Genomic DNA, 16,645 nt, shown 5'->3' with positions numbered 1-16,645 from the left:
CTTTCCCTACTGCATGAGACTGGCTGTGCTTGACGCAACCTTGATGAAGAGGTTGGTCAGCGCCGTGGAAATGTCGCCGCCGGTCTGAACGCCCGCGTACAGACCGGGCGACGCGCAAGCCTGCAGTTTCTGTGCGATCGCCCCCGTAGACGAGCTCGGATTGTTGAACTGCGAGATGCGGCTCGTGTACCAGCTGTCGCTCGGCAATTGCAGATACTCGGTGTAGAGGATCGCGATGCGGATGCCCCGGTTCTTGATGGTGGTGCAGATCGCGTTGTCGAGCGGCTGCTGGCATCGCACCTGCGAGCCGGCGGCCGGAAGCGGATAGGTGGCGTTCGGGTCGCAGCTCGCCGACTTCGCGATGAGCTTGTCTTCCACCCCGTCGGTGACGAGGAAGACCACCTCTTGGGGGGTATCGCCCGCCTGATTGGTGCCGGTGCCCGGCAGCGGCATGATGGCATTCACACCCGACAGCCCGCCCGCAATGTCCGAGCCGTAGTCGGTGTTGCAACTGCCGGCAATGACACAGTTCTGGTGATCGACCGTCATCAGCTGAATGTTCGAAATCTTCGTTCCGGCGGTGGTCGGGGTGGTCAGCGTCTGGATCGTGTTCAGCTTGTAGTCGAAGGTGTAGATGCCGGCCTTGTAGGTGGTGTTGTTGATGGCCGACATGCACTGCATGACGCCGCCCGAAACACCGGACTGCGGGCATGTCCAGGGTCCGACGAGCAACTGCTTGACGGCGTTGGTCACCAGATCGATGCGCAGCGTGATGTTGTTCGCGCGCGCGACCGTGAGGTTGTCCTTGTTCGAAGAGCTTGGAGCCTTGTTGTTGGGATTGGTTTCATGGCAGGCGAACGCGCAGTTCGCCGCGTAAGACGGCTGGCTCTTCGTGGCCTTGACCATGTTGTCGATGTCGGCCTGGGTCGCACCAAGCGCCATCGACGGGGAGTCGTCCAGCAACAGATAGAAGTTCATGTTGGGCGCGCTTGACGCTCGCGCCGTCGACGAACCGGCGATCTGCCAGGTCTGCTTGCCGAGAACTCCCGGGAAATTGTTGATGGACTCGGCGGCGTAGGAGACCGTAATGGTCCGCTGCAGACCGGAATCGACGACATTGACCGTCGGTGTCGGCGCGGCCTTGAGGCCCGCCAGATTGGCCTTCGCTGCAAAGACGGCTGTCGCGGTGGCCTGGACGACCGCGTTGTCGGTCTGCGTCAGCATCGCCGGCCTCACCGCCGCGATCGCGGCCGCGTCGGCGGCCGCGTTCAGCTGCTCCCGCTTGCGCAGGGCCAGCGTGTAGTCGAGCGCCATGCCGAGCAAAAAGATGGTGGGCACCATCATCAGCGCGAAGATGATGGCGACGTTGGCCTTCCGGTTTCGGACGAAACGAAGCACTACGCGGCGGAGCATTTGACCTTCACCCTGATTGCCGTCGCTGCGGCCGAGACCATTTCCTGGTGCCTTGCGACCGGAGGAGACCAAAGGTTTTCGCAGCCGATCGCTCGCTCGTTATGAGGGCAAATATGGCTATCGCGCCTTAATCAACGCTTACGCGCGTTCCATAAACTCGGACTGCGACGGATCGAGATGTGTCACATTGAGAAAGCATCATTAACGCCGCTTAAACAGGTTCGCCGAGATTGACCCCACGGGATCAGCCCCCTCGAAAATCGAGCGAAGGCGCGAGCCTGTGCTGGGATAATTTGGGTTGAGACCGGGCATATCCCGCCTGGAGTTCCTATATAAGGGGCTCGGTCCGGCGTCCGCCGGGCCTGACATCCTCTTTCCTGCACACAATGTTGTCCGTCGAACTCATCATCGTCGTCGTCCTGATCGTCATCAACGGCCTGTTATCCATGTCGGAGCTGGCCGTGGTCTCGTCCCGCCCGGCCCGGCTGTCGCTGCTTGCCGCCAAGGGCGTGCGCGGCGCCGAGCGGGCGCTGACGCTGGCGGCCGATCCTGGAAAGTTCCTCTCGACGGTGCAGATCGGCATCACCCTGGTGGGCGTGCTCTCGGGCGCGTTCTCCGGCGCGACGCTCGGCCAGCGGCTGACGCTATGGCTGGTCGAGGCCGGTCTCTCCGCCGGCGTTGCCGACATCGTCGGCGTCGGCATCGTGGTCACTCTGATCACCTACGCCACGCTGATCGTCGGCGAGCTGGTGCCGAAACAGGTGGCGCTACGCGATCCCGAGAGCGTCGCGGTAAAGGTCGCGCCGGCGATGCACGTGCTTGCGAAGGTATCGCTGCCGCTCGTCTTCCTGCTCGATCTCTCCGGCAAGCTGATCCTCTCCTTGCTCGGCCGCGGCGGCAAGGCCGAGGAAAAGGTGTCGGAGGATGAGATCCATCATCTCGTCACCGAGGCGGAGAATGCAGGCGTGCTCGAGCCCGGCGAGAAGGAGATGATCGCGGGCGTGATGCGACTCGGCGACCGGCCGGTCGGCGCCGTCATGACGCCGCGCACGGAGGTCCACGAGATCGACCTGAATGATGCGCCGGAAGCCATTCAGGAGATCATCGCAAAGAGCCCGCATTCGCGCTTTCCCGTCTCCGACGGCGACCGCGACAAGCCGATCGGCGTGCTGCAGGCCAAGGACCTGCTGATCGCCTATATGAACGAACGCACGCCGGATCTGCGCGCGCTGGTGCGCGAGGCGCCAGGCATTCCGGCGTCGGCCGACGCTCGCGACGTACTGGCGATCCTGAGATCTGCGCCGGTTCACATCGGTTTCGTCTACGACGAATACGGTGCCTTCGAAGGCATGGTGACGGCCGCGGACATCCTCGAATCGATCGTCGGCGCCTTCCATTCGGAGCAAGGACCGCCGGAGCCGGCCTATGTCAGGCGCGGCGACGACTCGCTGCTGGTCTCCGGCTGGATGCCGGTCGACGAGTTCGGCGAGCTGCTCGGCATCGAGCTACCGCCGCACCGCTACAACACGGTGGCCGGCCTCGTGCTGCAGCAGTTCAACGCGCTGCCTGACATCGGCGATGCCTTCGACTTCGGCGGCTGGCACATCGAGGTGATCGATCTCGACGGGCGGCGGATCGACAAGATTCTGGCAAGCCGGACGGGTGAAGTCGAGACGGGGTGAGCTGGGCTCCGCTCATCATTCAACGTCTCCCGAACTTCACGCCGATGCGCCTTTCCTTGCGCCAGACCACGGTGCAGGCGAGATGCGTTCCCTCCGCCTGGATGATGAGCGTGAAGTGTTCGGGGATGCCGACGGGGCTGCTGACGTCGAGGGCGGCGCCGGTGTCGGAAAAATTGCGGACGGTACAGTCGATCGCGCCGCCGCCGAACTCGATGGTTCCGGCCTTCAGCACACGATGCCTGGCTCTATCGCGCCGCTCGTCCATGGGGCCAGTTTACACCCGAAGCTGACATCGACGTTAAAGCACGACTCCGATCCCCGATGAATTTCGCCGCCGCAAAATGCGGCGGTATCATGCGGTGGATCGGCGCCTCAGGGCGCCGGCTGGAACGTCTCCGCCTGCGCCATCCGCCAGGCGTCGCGGAACCGGGGATCCTCGGTGCCTTCCAGTAATTCTCCGGGGCGCAACGCCGGATAGAGCTGCGCGAAGGACTTCACGTCGGTCGTCGACGTCCGCTGGCTGAAGTGAATCGGGCGCAGCTGCTGCGGATGTTCGAGGCCGGCCGCGGCGATCAGCTCGGTCAGCGAATGCAGCGTGGCGTGGTGATAATTGTGCACGCGGTCGATCTTGAGCGGCACGTAGAGCGCGCGTGCGCGGGTCGGGTCCTGCGTCGCGACCCCGGTCGGGCAGCGGTCGGTGTGGCAGCTCAGCGACTGGATGCAGCCAAGCGAGAACATGAAACCGCGCGCCGAATTGCAATAGTCCGCGCCGATCGCCATCGCGCGCGCCATGTCGAAGGCCGTGGCGATCTTGCCGGACGCGCCGATCTTGATGCGGTCGCGTGCCTTGATGCCGATCAGCGCGTTGTGCACGAAGCTGACGCCCTCGCGCATCGGCATGCCCAGATGGTCCATGAACTCCAGCGGCGCGGCGCCGGTGCCGCCCTCATTGCCGTCGACGACGATGAAGTCCGGATAGATGCCGGTCTGCAGCATCGCCTTGCAGATCGCCAGGAATTCCCAGGGGTGGCCGATGCACAGCTTGAAGCCGGCCGGCTTGCCGCCGGAGAGCCTTCGCATCTCGGCAACGAACTGCATCATGCCAACGGGCGTCGAGAAGGCGCGGTGCGAAGCCGGCGAGATGCAGTCCTCGCCCATCGCGACGCCGCGGATCTTCGAAATCTCCTCCGAGACTTTCGCGGCCGGCAGCACGCCGCCATGGCCGGGCTTGGCGCCCTGGCTGATCTTGAGCTCGACCATCTTGATCTGGTCCTGGGCGGCGACGCGCGCGAACGCCTCCGGATCGAAAGTGCCGTCGTGATGCCGGCAACCGAAATAGCCCGAGCCAATCTCCCAGATGATGTCGCCGCCCATCTCGCGATGATAGGGGCTGAAGCCGCCCTCGCCGGTGTCGTGCGCGAAGCCGCCCTTTTTCGCGCCGGCATTCAACGCACGCACGGCGTTCGGGCTGAGCGCGCCGAAACTCATGGCGGAGATGTTGAACACCGAGGCCGAATAGGGCTTCTGGCAGTCGGGGCCACCGATGGTGATGCGGAATTTTTCCTCGGCATGGCTCTTTGGCGACACCGAGTGATTCATCCACTCGTAACCCTCGCGGTAGACGTCCTCCTGGGTGCCGAAGGGGCGCTTGTCGAGCTCCATCTTGGCGCGCTGATAGACCACCGCGCGGGTGTCGCGCGAGAACGGCATGCCGTCCTTCTCGCTCTCGAAGAAATACTGCCGCATCTCGGGCCGGATCTCTTCGAGCAGAAAGCGGATATGCGCCGAGATCGGATAGTTGCGCAGCACCGCGTGGCTCTTTTGCAGGAGATCGCGCACACCGAGCAAGGTGAGCGCGGCAAAGATCAGGATCGGGACCAGCAGGATGTCGAAGATCTTGCGGTCGGCGATGCCGATGCCGATCAGGAGCGCGGTGACGACCGCACAGATCGTCAGCACGATGAAACGTGGCGAGAATGGCAGAAGCAGGGTTTCCATGATCCCCTCTTCCGCAAGCGCCAGACGCTTGGGAGATAAGGATTCGGGAGCTTCCTGCGGTTTGTTGTCTTCGGCCACGATTCCCATCCTCTCGCCAGCATGAGGCGGTACGATACGCCTGCGCCAGTCATACGGATATGACGCGGCCCTTGTTTCAGGCTAGCGAATTCGGCCGTAGCAAATCAATCAGCCGGATGGGCGGATTTTGCAGTGCAGCAGAGGGATGGGGTTATCCGAGGGGACTTCAGCGATTCCCGGGCCGGAAAATGCAGACCCGGGACCCTGCGAGTTTGGCGAACGCCGATCAGCGCTCGACGAACGCCTTCTCGATCACGAAGTGGCCTGGCTTGTTGCCGGAGCCTTCGATGAAATCGCGGCCTTCGAACATCACCTTGAGCTCTTCGAGCATCGCCGGGCTGCCGCACATCATCACGCGGTCGGTGGCGATGTCGAGCGGACCCTGACCGATGTCGTTGAAGATCTGCTCGGAGTTGATGAGGTCGGTGATGCGGCCGCGATTGCGGAACGGCTCGCGGGTCACGGTCGGATAATAGATGAGCTTGTCCGCCAGCAGCTCCCCGAACAGCTCGTCCTCACGCAAAGCCGCAACGAGCTTCTCGCCATAGGCGAGCTCGGAGACCTGACGGCAGCCATGCACAAGAACGATGCTTTCGAACTGATCGTAGACATCGGGGTCCTTGATCAGGCTGGCGAACGGCGCGAGGCCCGTGCCGGTCGAGAGCAGCATCAGCCGCTTGCCGGGAATGAGATTGTCGGTGATCAGCGTGCCGGTCGCCTTGCGGCCGACCAGGATGGTGTCGCCTTCCTTGATCTTCTGGAGGCGCGAGGTGAGCGGGCCGTCCTGAACCTTGATCGAGAAGAACTCGAGCTCTTCCTCGTGGTTGGCGCTCGCCATGCTGTAGGCGCGCAGCAGCGGACGGCCGTCGATCTCGAGGCCGATCATCGCGAACTGGCCGTTCTGGAAGCGGAAGCCGGTGTCGCGCGTGGCGCGGAAGCTGAACAACGTGTCGGTCCAGTGCTGGACGGAAAGAACCTTCTCTCGGTAAAACGCGCTCATGATTTTCGATATTCCGAATATTTGCGGTTTTAGAACAACAGCGTTGCACGGCCTCTTGAAGCGAGGCGGGCACCACTTGCCATGGCGGAGGATTTCTCAGGCGTGATCTACGCCATTGAGACCAATAATCAACCTCGTTTCGGGTGCAATTGATGCCGATCAAACCGGCATTTGCGGCGGAATTGGCCGGATCATTAACGGATCTGCTGTCAGGCCCGCATCAAGGGTAATTTCTTTTCCCTGAAGGGCTCGATCGCAGCACTTAATTTCCGTCGCGCTCGCGAGAATTTCATTAAGAATAGCTCTGGTTTTCACTCAGGCATGGCGCCGTTTCCCGCATTTTTGCGGCCTTTGGCGCCAGGAATGATCAGGCAATGAGCGGCGAGCGGATCTTCGTCCAGGCGATCAGGCACTATTGTGCGAACCACGGCATCGCCGTCGATGTCCGTGCCGGTGGCTGGCTGATCGCGATGCGCCGGGGGGCAAGGCGCCATTTCGCCTTCGGCTACGACATCGGCCTCAACAGCGCCATCGCGCATCGCCTCGCCAACGACAAATCCGCGACCGCCGAGGCGCTGATGCTGGAAGGCGTGCCCTGCATTCCCCATCAGCTCTTCCTCAACCCGAAACTCGGCGAGGCTATTGTTGGCGCCGGCTGGCGAGAGGCCATGCTCGTGCTGCTGCACGACAATCCGCAAGGCGTGGTGGTCAAGCCGAACGAGGGGACGTCGGGACGATCCGTCTTCAGGGCGACGACGGAGGCCGAGCTCGACCACGCGGCTGGCGAGGTATTTTCGATGAGCACGGGGCTGGTGATCTCGCCCTATGTCGCGATCGAGCAAGAGGTACGCGTGATCCTGCTCGATGGCGTGCCACTCGTCGTCTACAGCAAGCAGCGCGGCGCGGACTGGCGGCACAATCTCGATGCCGGCGCGCAGCCGGTGCTGATGGAGAACGGCGATGTTCGCGCGGCCTGCGTGAAGCTTGCGATCGACGCCGCGCGCGCCATCGGCATCACCTTCGCGTCGATCGACCTCGTGCGCGTCGACGTCGATTGGCGCGTGCTCGAGATTAATTCCGGGGTGATGATGGAAGCCCTGGGGAAACTTCATCCGGAACTGGTGCAGGCGACGTATGACGCGGCGCTGGACCGGGTGTTTGGTCTAGCTGACCACGCGCGCTGATCTATCCCCGTCACCCTGAGGTGGCCGCTTCTTCAGCGGCCCTCGAAGGGCGACAGCCCGGCTGCAACTGCGTGGCCGTTCATCCTTCGAGGCTCGCCCAGCGATGCATTTGCATCGCTGGCCTCGCACTTCAGGATGACGGAATTTACACCTCGAACTCTTCGGCGAAGAGCACCCGCCTCAATTATTCGCGCCCGCTGAATCGTCCATCGCCTTGAAGGCTTCCTCCAGCTGCAGCGAGATCGGCACGTTCAGGCGTTCGCCGGTGGGAAGCCGTGCGGTGAACCATTTGTTGTAGAGCGGCACGAGGTCACGGTTCGAGCCGAGCTTGCGGAAACTGCGCTCGACCACGGCCGAGAGTTGCGGCTCGCCTTTCCTGAACATGATGCCGTAGGGGTCGTAGGACAGATAGTCGCCGGTGACGCGAAACTTGTCCTGTGCCTTATGGCGCGCGATCAGGCCGGAAAGCAGGATGTCGTCGGTTGCGAACGCATCGGCCTTGCCGTCGACGAGCATCTGGTACGACTGTTCGTGATCGGGCGAGGTGACGATGTTGAGGCCTAGCGATGATTTCCTGTCGGCCGCCTGGATCGCCTGCTCGTTGGTGGTGCCCTTCGTCACCACGATGGTCTTGCCCTTCAGATCGGTCAGCGACTGGACGCTCGACGCTTTCGGCACCATCAGCTTGGTGCCGGCGACGAACATCAGCGGCGAGAACGCGACACGCTTGCCGCGCTCGGCATTGGCCGTGGTCGAGCCGCACTCCAGGTCGATCTTGTTCTGGAGCACCGCATCGATGCGGTCGTCCGAGGTAACCTTGACGTAGTCGATCTTCAGATTGGGGTCGTCGACCTCGACGCCGATCTCCTCGACGATGGCCTCGCAGAGTTCGAGGCTGTAGCCGATCGGGCGGCCCGACTGGTCGAGGAACGAGAACGGCGGCGAGCTCTCGCGATAGCCGAGCCGCACGAGATGCGCTTTCTTGATGGCCGACAGCGTCGGGCTGAGCCCTTCGCCGCCGGTCTGGGCGGAAGCCGCGGTCGCGAGCAACGATGCCGCGAGCCACAGGCAGCCGCCGATCACTGACCTTGCCAGTGTCTGGCCCATGATATGCCCCTAACCATGGCCGGCCATGGCGGGCACCTCGCCGGGGATCATGTCTTCCGGCACGGCATCGCCTGGTCCCATCGCATGCTCGGGCCCGAGCTCGCCTTCCCACTTCGCGACCACGGAGGTCGCCAGCGTGTTGCCGATGACGTTGGTGGCGCTTCGGCCCATGTCGAGGAAGGTGTCGATGCCCATGATCATGAGCAGGCCCGCCTCGGGAATGTTGAACTGCGCCAGCGTCGAGGCGATCACGACGAGGGAGGCGCGCGGCACGCCGGCGACACCCTTCGAGGTGATCATCAACGTCGCCAGCATCGCGAGCTGGGTGCCGAGCGGCATATCGATGTGATAGCTCTGCGCGATGAAGACGCTCGCGAAGGTGCAGTACATCATCGTGCCGTCGAGGTTGAAGGAATAGCCGAGCGGCAGCACGAAGCTCGATATCCGCGACGAAGCGCCGAAGCGGTTGAGGCCCTCCAGCGTCTTCGGATAGGCCGCCTCCGAGCTCGCGGTCGAGAACGCGATCATCAGCGGTTCGCGGATCAGCTTCAGCAGATGGGCGTAGCGCGGCCCGATCACGATGAAGCCGACGATGACCAGGATGCCCCACAGCAGCGCGAGCGAGAGATAGAAGCCGCCCATGAACACGATGAGCTTCCAGAGCACCAGCAGGCCGTTCTTGGCGACCGTCGCGGTGATGGCGGCCCAGACCGCGAGCGGCGCGAAGAGCATCACATAGCTCGTCACCTTGAGCATGATGTGGCCGATATCGTCGATCAGCGCCAGGATCGGCTTGGAGCGCTCGGGCATCGCGCCCATCGCCACCGAGAAGAACACGGCGAAGATCACGATCTGGAGGATCTCGTTCTGCGCCATCGCGTCCGCGATCGAGGTCGGAATCAGATGGGTCAGGAATTTCTCGATCGAGAAGGCCGAGACCGGCAGGCCGGTCGATTGCGCCTTGTCGGGCAGCGTGCCGGGAAAGTTCGCGCCGGGCTGCAGCAGATTGACCATCACGAGACCCAGCAGCAGCGAGACGAAGGAGGCGCTGACGAACCAGCCCATGGTCTTGGCGAAGATGCGGCCGAGCTTGGAGCCCGAGCCCATATGGGCGATGCCGCCGACCAGGGTCGCGAACACCAGGGGCGCGATGATCATCTTGATCAGGCGCAGAAACATCATGGCGATCAGGTTGATGGAGGAGGCCCAGTCGGCGCGCGTATCGGGCAGGAAGTTGTAGATCGCCGAGCCCATGATGATGCCGAGCACCATCGCCGCCAGAATGTATTGCGTAAACCTGTTCGACATCGATTACCCCCACGTACACCGGCGCTTCATAGTGTCGCAGATATGACAGCTGCGCAACACGCTTGGCGTGCGGTCGCTTTGTCCGGATGTTCCCATTGTGAAACTGGAGGCGCCGATCTAGCCTTCATGCAGCGCACAACGGCGGCTTGCATGTTTTGTTTGCGGCGGCTGCATCAATAATCGTCAAACAAGCGAAGAGGAAACGCCATGAGCGGCAGCATCAATCGCCAGATTCTTCTGGTGGAAAAGCCCAGCGGCAAGCTCGGCCCTGAACATTTCAAGATGGTCGACGGCACGATGCCAGAGCCGAAGGACGGCGAGGCCCTGCTGCGCGTGCGTTACATCTCGCTCGACGCGGCCAACCGTGCCTGGATGCATGGCGCGACCTATCGATCCGCCGTCGAGGCCAACAGCGTGATGGCCGGCGGCGCCATCGCCGAGGTCATCAGCTCGAAGGCGCCGGAGCTCGCCGCCGGCGACATCGTGTTCGGCGACACCGGCTGGCAGGACTATGCGGCGGTGCCGGCGAAGCATCTCACCAAAATGCCGAAGCTCGAACCGATGACGCATCTGCTCAGCGTGTTCGGCATCGCCGGCCTCACCGCCTATTTCGGCCTGCTCGAGATCGGCAGGCCCAAAGAGGGTGAGACGGTCGTAGTCTCCGCGGCCGCGGGCTCGGTCGGCTCGATCGTTGGACAGATCGCCAGGATCAAGGGATGCCGCGTGGTCGGCATCGCCGGCGGCGCCGACAAATGCAACTGGCTGACCTCCGAACTCGGCTTCGATGCCGCGGTCGATTACAAGGACGGCGCCGTGTTCAAGGCGCTGCGCGCGGCGGCGCCCAAGGGCATCGACGTCTATTTCGACAATGTCGGCGGCGACATTCTCGAAGCCTGCCTGCCGCAGATGAACAATTACGGTCGCATCGCCTGCTGCGGCGCGATCTCGCAATATGACGGCGCGCCCTCCGCGCACGGCCCGCGCGGCGTGCCGGGCCTGATCGTGGTGAAGCGCCTGATCATGCAGGGCTTCATCGTGATGGACTACATGAAGGAGAGCCAGCGCGCGCTTGCCGATCTCCAGAGCTGGGTGAAATCCGGCAGGCTGAAGGTGCAGGAAGACATCATCGATGGCCTGGAGAACACGCCGAAAGCGCTGATCGGATTGCTTGCGGGCGAGAACCGCGGCAAGCGCATGGTCAGGCTCTGACGTCAGTGTCTCAGCTGCCGAGGTAATATCTACTTGCGGTAGAGGCCAAAGCGGCCAAAGATAACGTCGCGAGGCATTGCTCGCGACGCTTGCGATTGCATCACATTGATAAAGCGCCGGGCTTGCCCGGCAGGGCAGGATTCACTCGGATGTTCAACACGTTGAAACATGTTTCGACGCGCGGCGCATTGTTGGCGGCGGCGTTCTTCGCAACTGCAACAAGCGCCTTCGCGCAAGCGCCGACCGACGCGCAGAAGAGCGCCATCCGGTCCGCATGCCGCTCCGACTTCATGGCGCACTGCGCGAGTGTCACGCCCGGCGGGGTGGAGGCGTATCAATGTCTGCAGAAGAACATGTCCAGCCTGTCATCGGGATGCCAGACCGCGGTTCGCGCGGTCGAGCCGGCCGCCGCTCCAAAGACGGAAGCCGCACCCGCCGCACCGAAGACCGAAGCTGCTCCCAAGGCGGAGACGGCGCCTGCCGCGCCGAAGGCTGAGGCCACCCCCGCCGCGAAGCCGGCCGCAGCACCGGCGCCGAAGGCGGCTGCAGCCAAGCAGCCGACCAGCGCGCAGGCCGCCGCGGTGAAGAGCGCATGCCGCGCCGATTATCCCAAGGTCTGCGCCAGCGTGCCGCCGGGCGGCGCGCCCGCGCTCGAATGCCTGGAAAAGAACAAGTCGAAGGTTTCGCCGGCCTGCGAGAAGGCCGTGACCGCTGCAACCGGTGGCGGCAGTGCAGCAGCGACGGTCACGCCCGCGGGCGCTGCACCTCCAGCAGCAGCACCGGCGGCCGCGCCAACCGTGATCGTCCTGCGCCCGCTGCGGCCGCGCGAAGAGCTGTTCATCGTCCAGTCCGCATGTCGCGAGGATATCCGGACGCTGTGCGGCAGCGTCGCGCCAGGTGGCGGCCGTATCATACAGTGCGTGGCCAGCAACGCCGCCTCGCTGTCGCCCGCCTGCAAGGACGTGCTGGCACCGTTCGCGGCGCGATAAGCGGCGCGCATCCTTGCGGCACGCGTGAATGAATTTTCGCGCGCCAGCAGCGACAAACCTTTTGCCGATATCCGATTTCAATCACGACAAGACCGGGAGAAAGACATGCGTGCATTGCTGCTCATCGCTTCCGCGCTCCTTGCCTTCGGGGCGACCATGACGTTCGAGGCTACCGACGCCAACGCGGTGGTGTGTGCCCGCGGGGTCTATCGCGCCGGCTGCGCCGGGCCGAACGCAGCCGTCGTGGTCCGCAAGCCGGTTCCGGTGGTCCGCTGCACCAGGGTGCTGGTGAACGGTGTCTACGTGAAGCGTTGCGTCTGATACCCGGATGGCCAAGCCGTTGCGGTTTGGCTATGCTTGCAACGACATTGCTGCGGGCGCGCGTCAAACACGCGTCCGGAGGTGAGTTTCGGCGCACCTTGCCTTGCTGATAATTCCGCTGGCGCGGGAAGCCGGAGCCCATTAGTCTAGCCCCAGATAGTAAGTATACTGTCAATTAGGGAGGCAGACGTTGCGGATCGCCGTGATTGGCGGGGGGCCCGGTGGGCTCTACTTCGCCTATCTCTGGAAGAAGCGTCACCCCGAGGATCAAGTCGACCTGTTCGAACAGAACCCGGCCGACGCGACCTGGGGCTTTGGCGTGGTGTTCTCCGACCAGGCCCTGGAATTCCTGCGCGCCGACGACCCCGAGACGGTCGACGCGATCGCGCCGCACATGGAGAGCTGGGAGAACATCACGCTGAACCTGCATGGCGATCACGTCGCCATCGACGGCGTCGGCTTCTCGTCGATCGGCCGGCTCGAGCTGTTGCAGTTCCTGCAGCAGCGCGCGCTCGATGTCGGCGTCACGCCGCGGTTCGACACCCAGATCCAGACCATCGACCAGCTGGGCGGGCACGATCTGATCGTTGCCGCCGACGGGCTGAACTCGCTGGTGCGCCGCGCCTATGAGGGCGATTTCGGCACCTCGCTGTCCTACTCCTCCAACAAGTTCGTCTGGTACGGCACCTCGAAGCGCTTCGACACGCTGTCGCAGACCTTCGTGAAGACCGATCGCGGTGCCTTCAACGCCCATCACTACCGCTACTCGCCGACCATGAGTACCTTCCTGGTCGAATGCGACCACGCGACGTGGCAGGCCTATGGCTTTGCCTACAAGGACGCCGAGCAGTCGAAGGGCGTCTGCGAGGAGGTGTTTGCCGACACGCTCGGCGGCCATTGCCTGGTCTCCAACAAATCGGTCTGGCGCAACTTTCCCTGGGTCTGGAACGAGCATTGGTCGTTCAAGAACATGGTGCTGATCGGAGACGCTCTGCATTCGGCACATTTCTCGATCGGCTCGGGCACACGCCTCGCGATCGAGGACGCCATCGCGCTGGTCAAGGCGCTGGAATCGGACGCGCATCTGTCGACCGCGCTGCATCGCTATCAGGCCGCGCGCAAGCCGGTGGTGCAAAAGCTCGTCAACGCGGCGCGAACCAGCGCCTTCTGGTACGAGCACTTCGCCCAGCACATGCAGCTCGGCCTGATGGATCTCGCCTATAGCTACATTACCCGCTCCGGGCGCATCGACGATGCGCGCCTGCGCCATATGTCGCCCGCCTTCATGGCGCGCTACGAGGCCGCCAAGAACGGTGGCAGGGATGCGGACGGCGAGGCGACGGCATGAGCAACGAGATTCGCGACCAGGTGCCCGCGGACTGCGCGGGCGCCCGCGAGATCGGCTTTGCCGTTCCTGATATCTACAACGCCAGCCGCGTGCTGTTCGACAACCTCGGCAAGGGATACGGCGCCAAGCCCGCCCTCATGGGTGCTTCGGGTACCCGCACCTACGGGAGCTCTGCGCTGACGCGTGCCGCTGGGGCAACGGCTTCGCCTCGCTCGGCCTGAAGCGCGGCGACCGCGTGCTGCTGTTCCTCGACGACACGCCAGCCTATCCCGCCGCCTTCTTCGGCGCGGTGCGCGCCGGCTTCGTGCCGCTGCTGATCAACACGCTGACGCCGCCGGACCTGCTGCAATTCTATCTCGCCGATTCCGGCGCCACCGTTGCGGTGGCGGACGCCGAGTTCTGCGCGCGCTTCAACGTCGAGGCCTGCAAGGACACGGATCTGCTCACGCTGATCGTCGTCAATGGCGCGGTCGGCGATCACGCCGCGCCGCAGGCGATCGCCGCAGCAGACTGGCTCGCGCAATTCCCGGACGAACTGGCGGAGGCCCCGACACATCGCAACGAGATGGCGTTCTGGATGTATTCCTCCGGCTCGACCGGCCGGCCCAAGGGCATAGTGCATCTCCAGCACGACATGGCCTATAGCGACGCTGCCTTTGCACAGAACGTGCTGACGCTGACGCCGGATGACATCTGCTTCTCCGTGCCGAAGATTTTCTTCGCCTATGGTTTCGGCAACTCCGTCACCTTCCCGTTCTCCGCGGGCGCGGCGACGCTGCTGCTGCCGGGGCAACCGAAGCCGGCGTCGATCTTCGCGGCGATCGAGCAGTACAGGCCGACGGTCTTCTTCGGGCTGCCGACACTCTATACCTCGCTGACCAAGGCCGAGGGTGCGGACAAGACGGACTTTTCCTCGCTGCGCATGTCCCTCTCCGCCGCCGAAGTGCTCTCGGCAGACGTCTTCAATGGCTGGAAGACACTCACGGGCCTGGAGATCGTCGAAAGCCTCGGCTCGACCGAGGTGCTGCACATCTATCTCTCCAATCGTCCCGAGCAGAAGAAGCTCGGCGCCGCCGGCCTGCGCGTGCCCGGCTACGAGGTCGCGCTCCGCGACAAGGACGGTCGCGAGGTCGGGGACAACGAGGAAGGCATCTTGTGGGTACGCGGCGATTCCAACACGCCGCTGTACTGGAACCGGCCGGACAAGTCCGCCGAGACCATCCGCGATGGCGGCTGGATCTACACCGGCGATCGCTTCGTCCGCGATGCCGACGGCTTCCACTTCTTCCGGGGCCGCGCCGACGATCTCATCAAGATCTCCGGCCAGTGGGTCTATCCGCTCGAAGTCGAACTGTGCCTCGCCGACCACCCCGACATCCGCGAATGCGCGGTGTTCGCGGCCGAGCTGCCGGATCGCCGCATGACGCTGAAGGCTGTGGTGGTGATGAACAACCGCGCCGCCGACGAGAGCCAGGCAACGCGGCGGCTGCAGGACTATGTGAAAGGCAAGCTGCTGCCGTACAAATATCCGCGCGAGGTGATCTTCATCGACGAGCTGCCGAAGACGGGCACGGGGAAGATCGATCGGCAGGCGTTGTTGCGGATGTGAGGGGGCGAACGTAAGGAGCGCACTGGCGTCGCAACATTCTCGGTGTCATCCCCGCGAAGGCGGGGATCCATAACCACAGGGAGTGATTGTAGTCCGAGACAGATAACCACGAGTCTTCGCCAAACTCCTCCCTGTGGCTATGGGTCCCGGATCTGCGCTTCGCTTGTCCGGGACGACAGTTGTGTGTGAGGCACGAGAATCGCCTCACTTCCCCCTCACCCCGCCTTCCCCAGATGCTCCAGCGCATCCTCCGCGCGCAGCGGCACGCGCGAGGCTTCGTTGTTGAGATCGACGAGCTGTGCCATCAGTCCCATCAGCGCCTTGCGCTCAGCGGGCTTCAGCGGCTCCAGCATGCGCGCCTGGGCGCGTTCGACGGCGGGGATGATCTCGCGCAGGATCGCGGCGCCCGGCTTCGTCAGATAGAGCAGCTTGATGCGCTTGTCCTCGGGCGCGGGCTTGCGCTCGATGTAGTCCTTGGCCTGTAGCCGCTCGATCACGCTGCCGAGCGTGGAGCGGTCGAAGGCGATCACCGCCGACAGCCGCGTCGCGTCGATGCCGGGATGGGTGTGGATCGCGATCAAGGCCGCATATTGCACCGGCGTGAGGTCGAATGCCTTGCACTCCTCCATGAAGATCGCGACCGCGATCTGCTGCATCCGCCGGAACAGATAGCCCGGCGCGGCATAGACCGCGTCGATCGTGATCGGAGCCGCGGGCTTACTCGGCATCGGGCTGCTTCTCCGGCGCGGCGTTGGCGAACGCCGGCAGCGCCTTGGCCGCGGCCTCCGCTTTGAGCAGGCGCGGATAGGCCGCGACATCGACGCCGAAGCGGCGCGCATTGGCAAGCTGCGGCACCAGGCAGAGATCGGCGAGCGTCGGCGCGTCGCCGAAGCAGAACGGCCCCGGTTCGTGCCTGATCAGCGTCTCGCAGGCCGACAGTCCCTCACGGTTGACCCACGCCGCCCATTCCTGGACCTTCTCTTCGGCAAGCCCGAGCTCGCGCAGCCGCGCCAGCACCTTCAGATTCTGCACCGGATGAGTGTCGCAAGCGATGGCCAGCGCGAAGGCCCGCACCTTGGCGCGCTGCAACGGATCCTTGGGCAGCAGCGGCGGATTGGGATGGGTCTCGTCGAGCCATTCGATGATCGCGACCGATTGGGTCAGCACCACACCCGCATCATCCTCCAGCGCCGGCACGAGGCCTTGCGGATTGATGGCGAGATAGGCTGGCGCGCATTGCTCGCCCTTGCGCAGATGATGCGGCAGGTGCTCGGCGCCGAGGCCCTTCAGGTTCAGCGCAATCCGCACGCGATAGGCGGCGCTGGAACGGAAATAGCCATGCAGCTTCATCGAAACCCTCCCTTATAGTCTTGTAACGTTGACGCTACCTAGACCGTCA

14 protein-coding genes and 1 pseudogene are annotated in these 16,645 nt (G+C 63.9%); 7 read left to right on the top strand and 8 right to left on the bottom strand.

The genetic code is table 11. From position 1 onward, the window contains the following. Positions 1–6 precede the first annotated feature (6 nt). A complete protein-coding gene (locus tag FNV92_RS03425; RefSeq protein ID WP_014439347.1) occupies positions 7–1,413 on the bottom strand; it encodes a TadE/TadG family type IV pilus assembly protein in 1,407 nt (468 codons plus the stop codon). Between the two features lie 386 nt (positions 1,414–1,799). Here FNV92_RS03425 and FNV92_RS03420 point away from each other — a divergent pair, with 386 nt between their 5' ends. Continuing rightward, entirely contained in the window at positions 1,800–3,095 is a 1,296-nt protein-coding gene (locus FNV92_RS03420; protein ID WP_143842234.1) for a hemolysin family protein, read from the top strand. Positions 3,096–3,114: 19 nt separating this feature from the next. Here FNV92_RS03420 and FNV92_RS03415 read toward each other — a convergent pair whose 3' ends face one another. The 3 genes from FNV92_RS03415 to FNV92_RS03405 all read right to left on the bottom strand — a co-directional run bounded on the left by FNV92_RS03415 (position 3,115) and on the right by FNV92_RS03405 (position 6,171). After that, complete coding sequence (locus FNV92_RS03415) at positions 3,115–3,360, bottom strand: PilZ domain-containing protein (protein WP_143842236.1); 246 nt, start codon at positions 3,358–3,360, stop codon at positions 3,115–3,117. A 107-nt stretch (positions 3,361–3,467) separates the two neighbouring features. Continuing rightward, entirely contained in the window at positions 3,468–5,180 is a 1,713-nt protein-coding gene (locus FNV92_RS03410) for an FMN-binding glutamate synthase family protein (RefSeq protein WP_186355505.1), read from the bottom strand. A 217-nt stretch (positions 5,181–5,397) separates the two neighbouring features. Next, complete coding sequence (locus FNV92_RS03405) at positions 5,398–6,171, bottom strand: ferredoxin--NADP reductase (protein WP_014439343.1); 774 nt, start codon at positions 6,169–6,171, stop codon at positions 5,398–5,400. A 374-nt stretch (positions 6,172–6,545) separates the two neighbouring features. On the opposite strand from FNV92_RS03405, the gene FNV92_RS03400 reads away from it, so the two are divergent. Further along, a complete protein-coding gene (locus FNV92_RS03400; protein ID WP_014439342.1) occupies positions 6,546–7,355 on the top strand; it encodes an ATP-grasp domain-containing protein in 810 nt (269 codons plus the stop codon). Positions 7,356–7,535: 180 nt separating this feature from the next. Here the strand turns inward: FNV92_RS03400 and FNV92_RS03395 are convergent, their stop codons facing one another. After that, positions 7,536–8,462 (bottom strand): amino acid ABC transporter substrate-binding protein, encoded by a 927-nt coding sequence (locus FNV92_RS03395; RefSeq protein WP_014439341.1) that lies wholly within the window; start codon positions 8,460–8,462, stop codon positions 7,536–7,538. Between the two features lie 9 nt (positions 8,463–8,471). Then, on the bottom strand, positions 8,472–9,770 hold the full coding sequence (locus FNV92_RS03390) for a dicarboxylate/amino acid:cation symporter (protein WP_014439340.1): 1,299 nt from the start codon (positions 9,768–9,770) through the stop codon (positions 8,472–8,474). A 207-nt stretch (positions 9,771–9,977) separates the two neighbouring features. On the opposite strand from FNV92_RS03390, the gene FNV92_RS03385 reads away from it, so the two are divergent. The 5 genes and pseudogenes from FNV92_RS03385 (at position 9,978) to FNV92_RS03365 (ending at position 15,246) form a co-directional block, all read left to right on the top strand. Further along, a complete protein-coding gene (locus FNV92_RS03385) occupies positions 9,978–10,979 on the top strand; it encodes an NADP-dependent oxidoreductase (protein WP_143842238.1) in 1,002 nt (333 codons plus the stop codon). Between the two features lie 149 nt (positions 10,980–11,128). After that, the gene (locus FNV92_RS03380) at positions 11,129–11,968 is read left to right on the top strand and encodes a cysteine rich repeat-containing protein (RefSeq protein WP_143842240.1); all 840 of its coding nucleotides are present in this window, start codon (positions 11,129–11,131) and stop codon (positions 11,966–11,968) included. Positions 11,969–12,073: 105 nt separating this feature from the next. Continuing rightward, the gene (locus FNV92_RS03375; protein ID WP_143842242.1) at positions 12,074–12,289 is read left to right on the top strand and encodes a hypothetical protein; all 216 of its coding nucleotides are present in this window, start codon (positions 12,074–12,076) and stop codon (positions 12,287–12,289) included. Positions 12,290–12,479: 190 nt separating this feature from the next. After that, positions 12,480–13,637: an FAD-dependent monooxygenase gene (locus FNV92_RS03370; RefSeq protein WP_168213374.1), complete on the top strand. Its 1,158-nt coding sequence runs from the start codon at positions 12,480–12,482 to the stop codon at positions 13,635–13,637. Next, positions 13,634–15,246, top strand: a pseudogene (locus tag FNV92_RS03365) (benzoate-CoA ligase family protein). The gene FNV92_RS03370 and the pseudogene FNV92_RS03365 overlap by 4 nt, the downstream one beginning before the upstream one ends. Before the next feature lie 215 nt (positions 15,247–15,461). Here FNV92_RS03365 and FNV92_RS03360 read toward each other — a convergent pair. Together FNV92_RS03360 and maiA are read right to left on the bottom strand one after the other, a co-directional pair. Next, on the bottom strand, positions 15,462–15,974 hold the full coding sequence (locus tag FNV92_RS03360; protein WP_143842243.1) for a MarR family winged helix-turn-helix transcriptional regulator: 513 nt from the start codon (positions 15,972–15,974) through the stop codon (positions 15,462–15,464). Further along, the gene (gene maiA, locus FNV92_RS03355; RefSeq protein ID WP_143842245.1) at positions 15,964–16,596 is read right to left on the bottom strand and encodes a maleylacetoacetate isomerase; all 633 of its coding nucleotides are present in this window, start codon (positions 16,594–16,596) and stop codon (positions 15,964–15,966) included. Before maiA ends, FNV92_RS03360 begins: the two co-directional genes overlap by 11 nt. Between the last annotated feature and the right edge of the window lie 49 nt (positions 16,597–16,645).

The organism is Bradyrhizobium cosmicum, from assembly GCF_007290395.2.
GTDB lineage: Bacteria > Pseudomonadota > Alphaproteobacteria > Rhizobiales > Xanthobacteraceae > Bradyrhizobium > Bradyrhizobium cosmicum.
Note: the sequence above shows the minus strand (reverse complement) of the source record. Positions and strands in the feature narration are given on the sequence as shown.

Coding starts and splice junctions, on each gene's coding strand:
- FNV92_RS03395 (WP_014439341.1), bottom strand. CDS start 8,462: ATGGGCCAGACACTGGCAAGGTCAGTGATCGGCGGCTGCCTGTGGCTC.
- FNV92_RS03410 (WP_186355505.1), bottom strand. CDS start 5,180: ATGGGAATCGTGGCCGAAGACAACAAACCGCAGGAAGCTCCCGAATCC.
- maiA (WP_143842245.1), bottom strand. CDS start 16,596: ATGAAGCTGCATGGCTATTTCCGTTCCAGCGCCGCCTATCGCGTGCGG.
- FNV92_RS03420 (WP_143842234.1), top strand. CDS start 1,800: ATGTTGTCCGTCGAACTCATCATCGTCGTCGTCCTGATCGTCATCAAC.
- FNV92_RS03415 (WP_143842236.1), bottom strand. CDS start 3,360: ATGGACGAGCGGCGCGATAGAGCCAGGCATCGTGTGCTGAAGGCCGGA.
- FNV92_RS03405 (WP_014439343.1), bottom strand. CDS start 6,171: ATGAGCGCGTTTTACCGAGAGAAGGTTCTTTCCGTCCAGCACTGGACC.
- FNV92_RS03390 (WP_014439340.1), bottom strand. CDS start 9,770: ATGTCGAACAGGTTTACGCAATACATTCTGGCGGCGATGGTGCTCGGC.
- FNV92_RS03380 (WP_143842240.1), top strand. CDS start 11,129: ATGTTCAACACGTTGAAACATGTTTCGACGCGCGGCGCATTGTTGGCG.
- FNV92_RS03425 (WP_014439347.1), bottom strand. CDS start 1,413: ATGCTCCGCCGCGTAGTGCTTCGTTTCGTCCGAAACCGGAAGGCCAAC.
- FNV92_RS03400 (WP_014439342.1), top strand. CDS start 6,546: ATGAGCGGCGAGCGGATCTTCGTCCAGGCGATCAGGCACTATTGTGCG.
- FNV92_RS03385 (WP_143842238.1), top strand. CDS start 9,978: ATGAGCGGCAGCATCAATCGCCAGATTCTTCTGGTGGAAAAGCCCAGC.
- FNV92_RS03360 (WP_143842243.1), bottom strand. CDS start 15,974: ATGCCGAGTAAGCCCGCGGCTCCGATCACGATCGACGCGGTCTATGCC.
- FNV92_RS03375 (WP_143842242.1), top strand. CDS start 12,074: ATGCGTGCATTGCTGCTCATCGCTTCCGCGCTCCTTGCCTTCGGGGCG.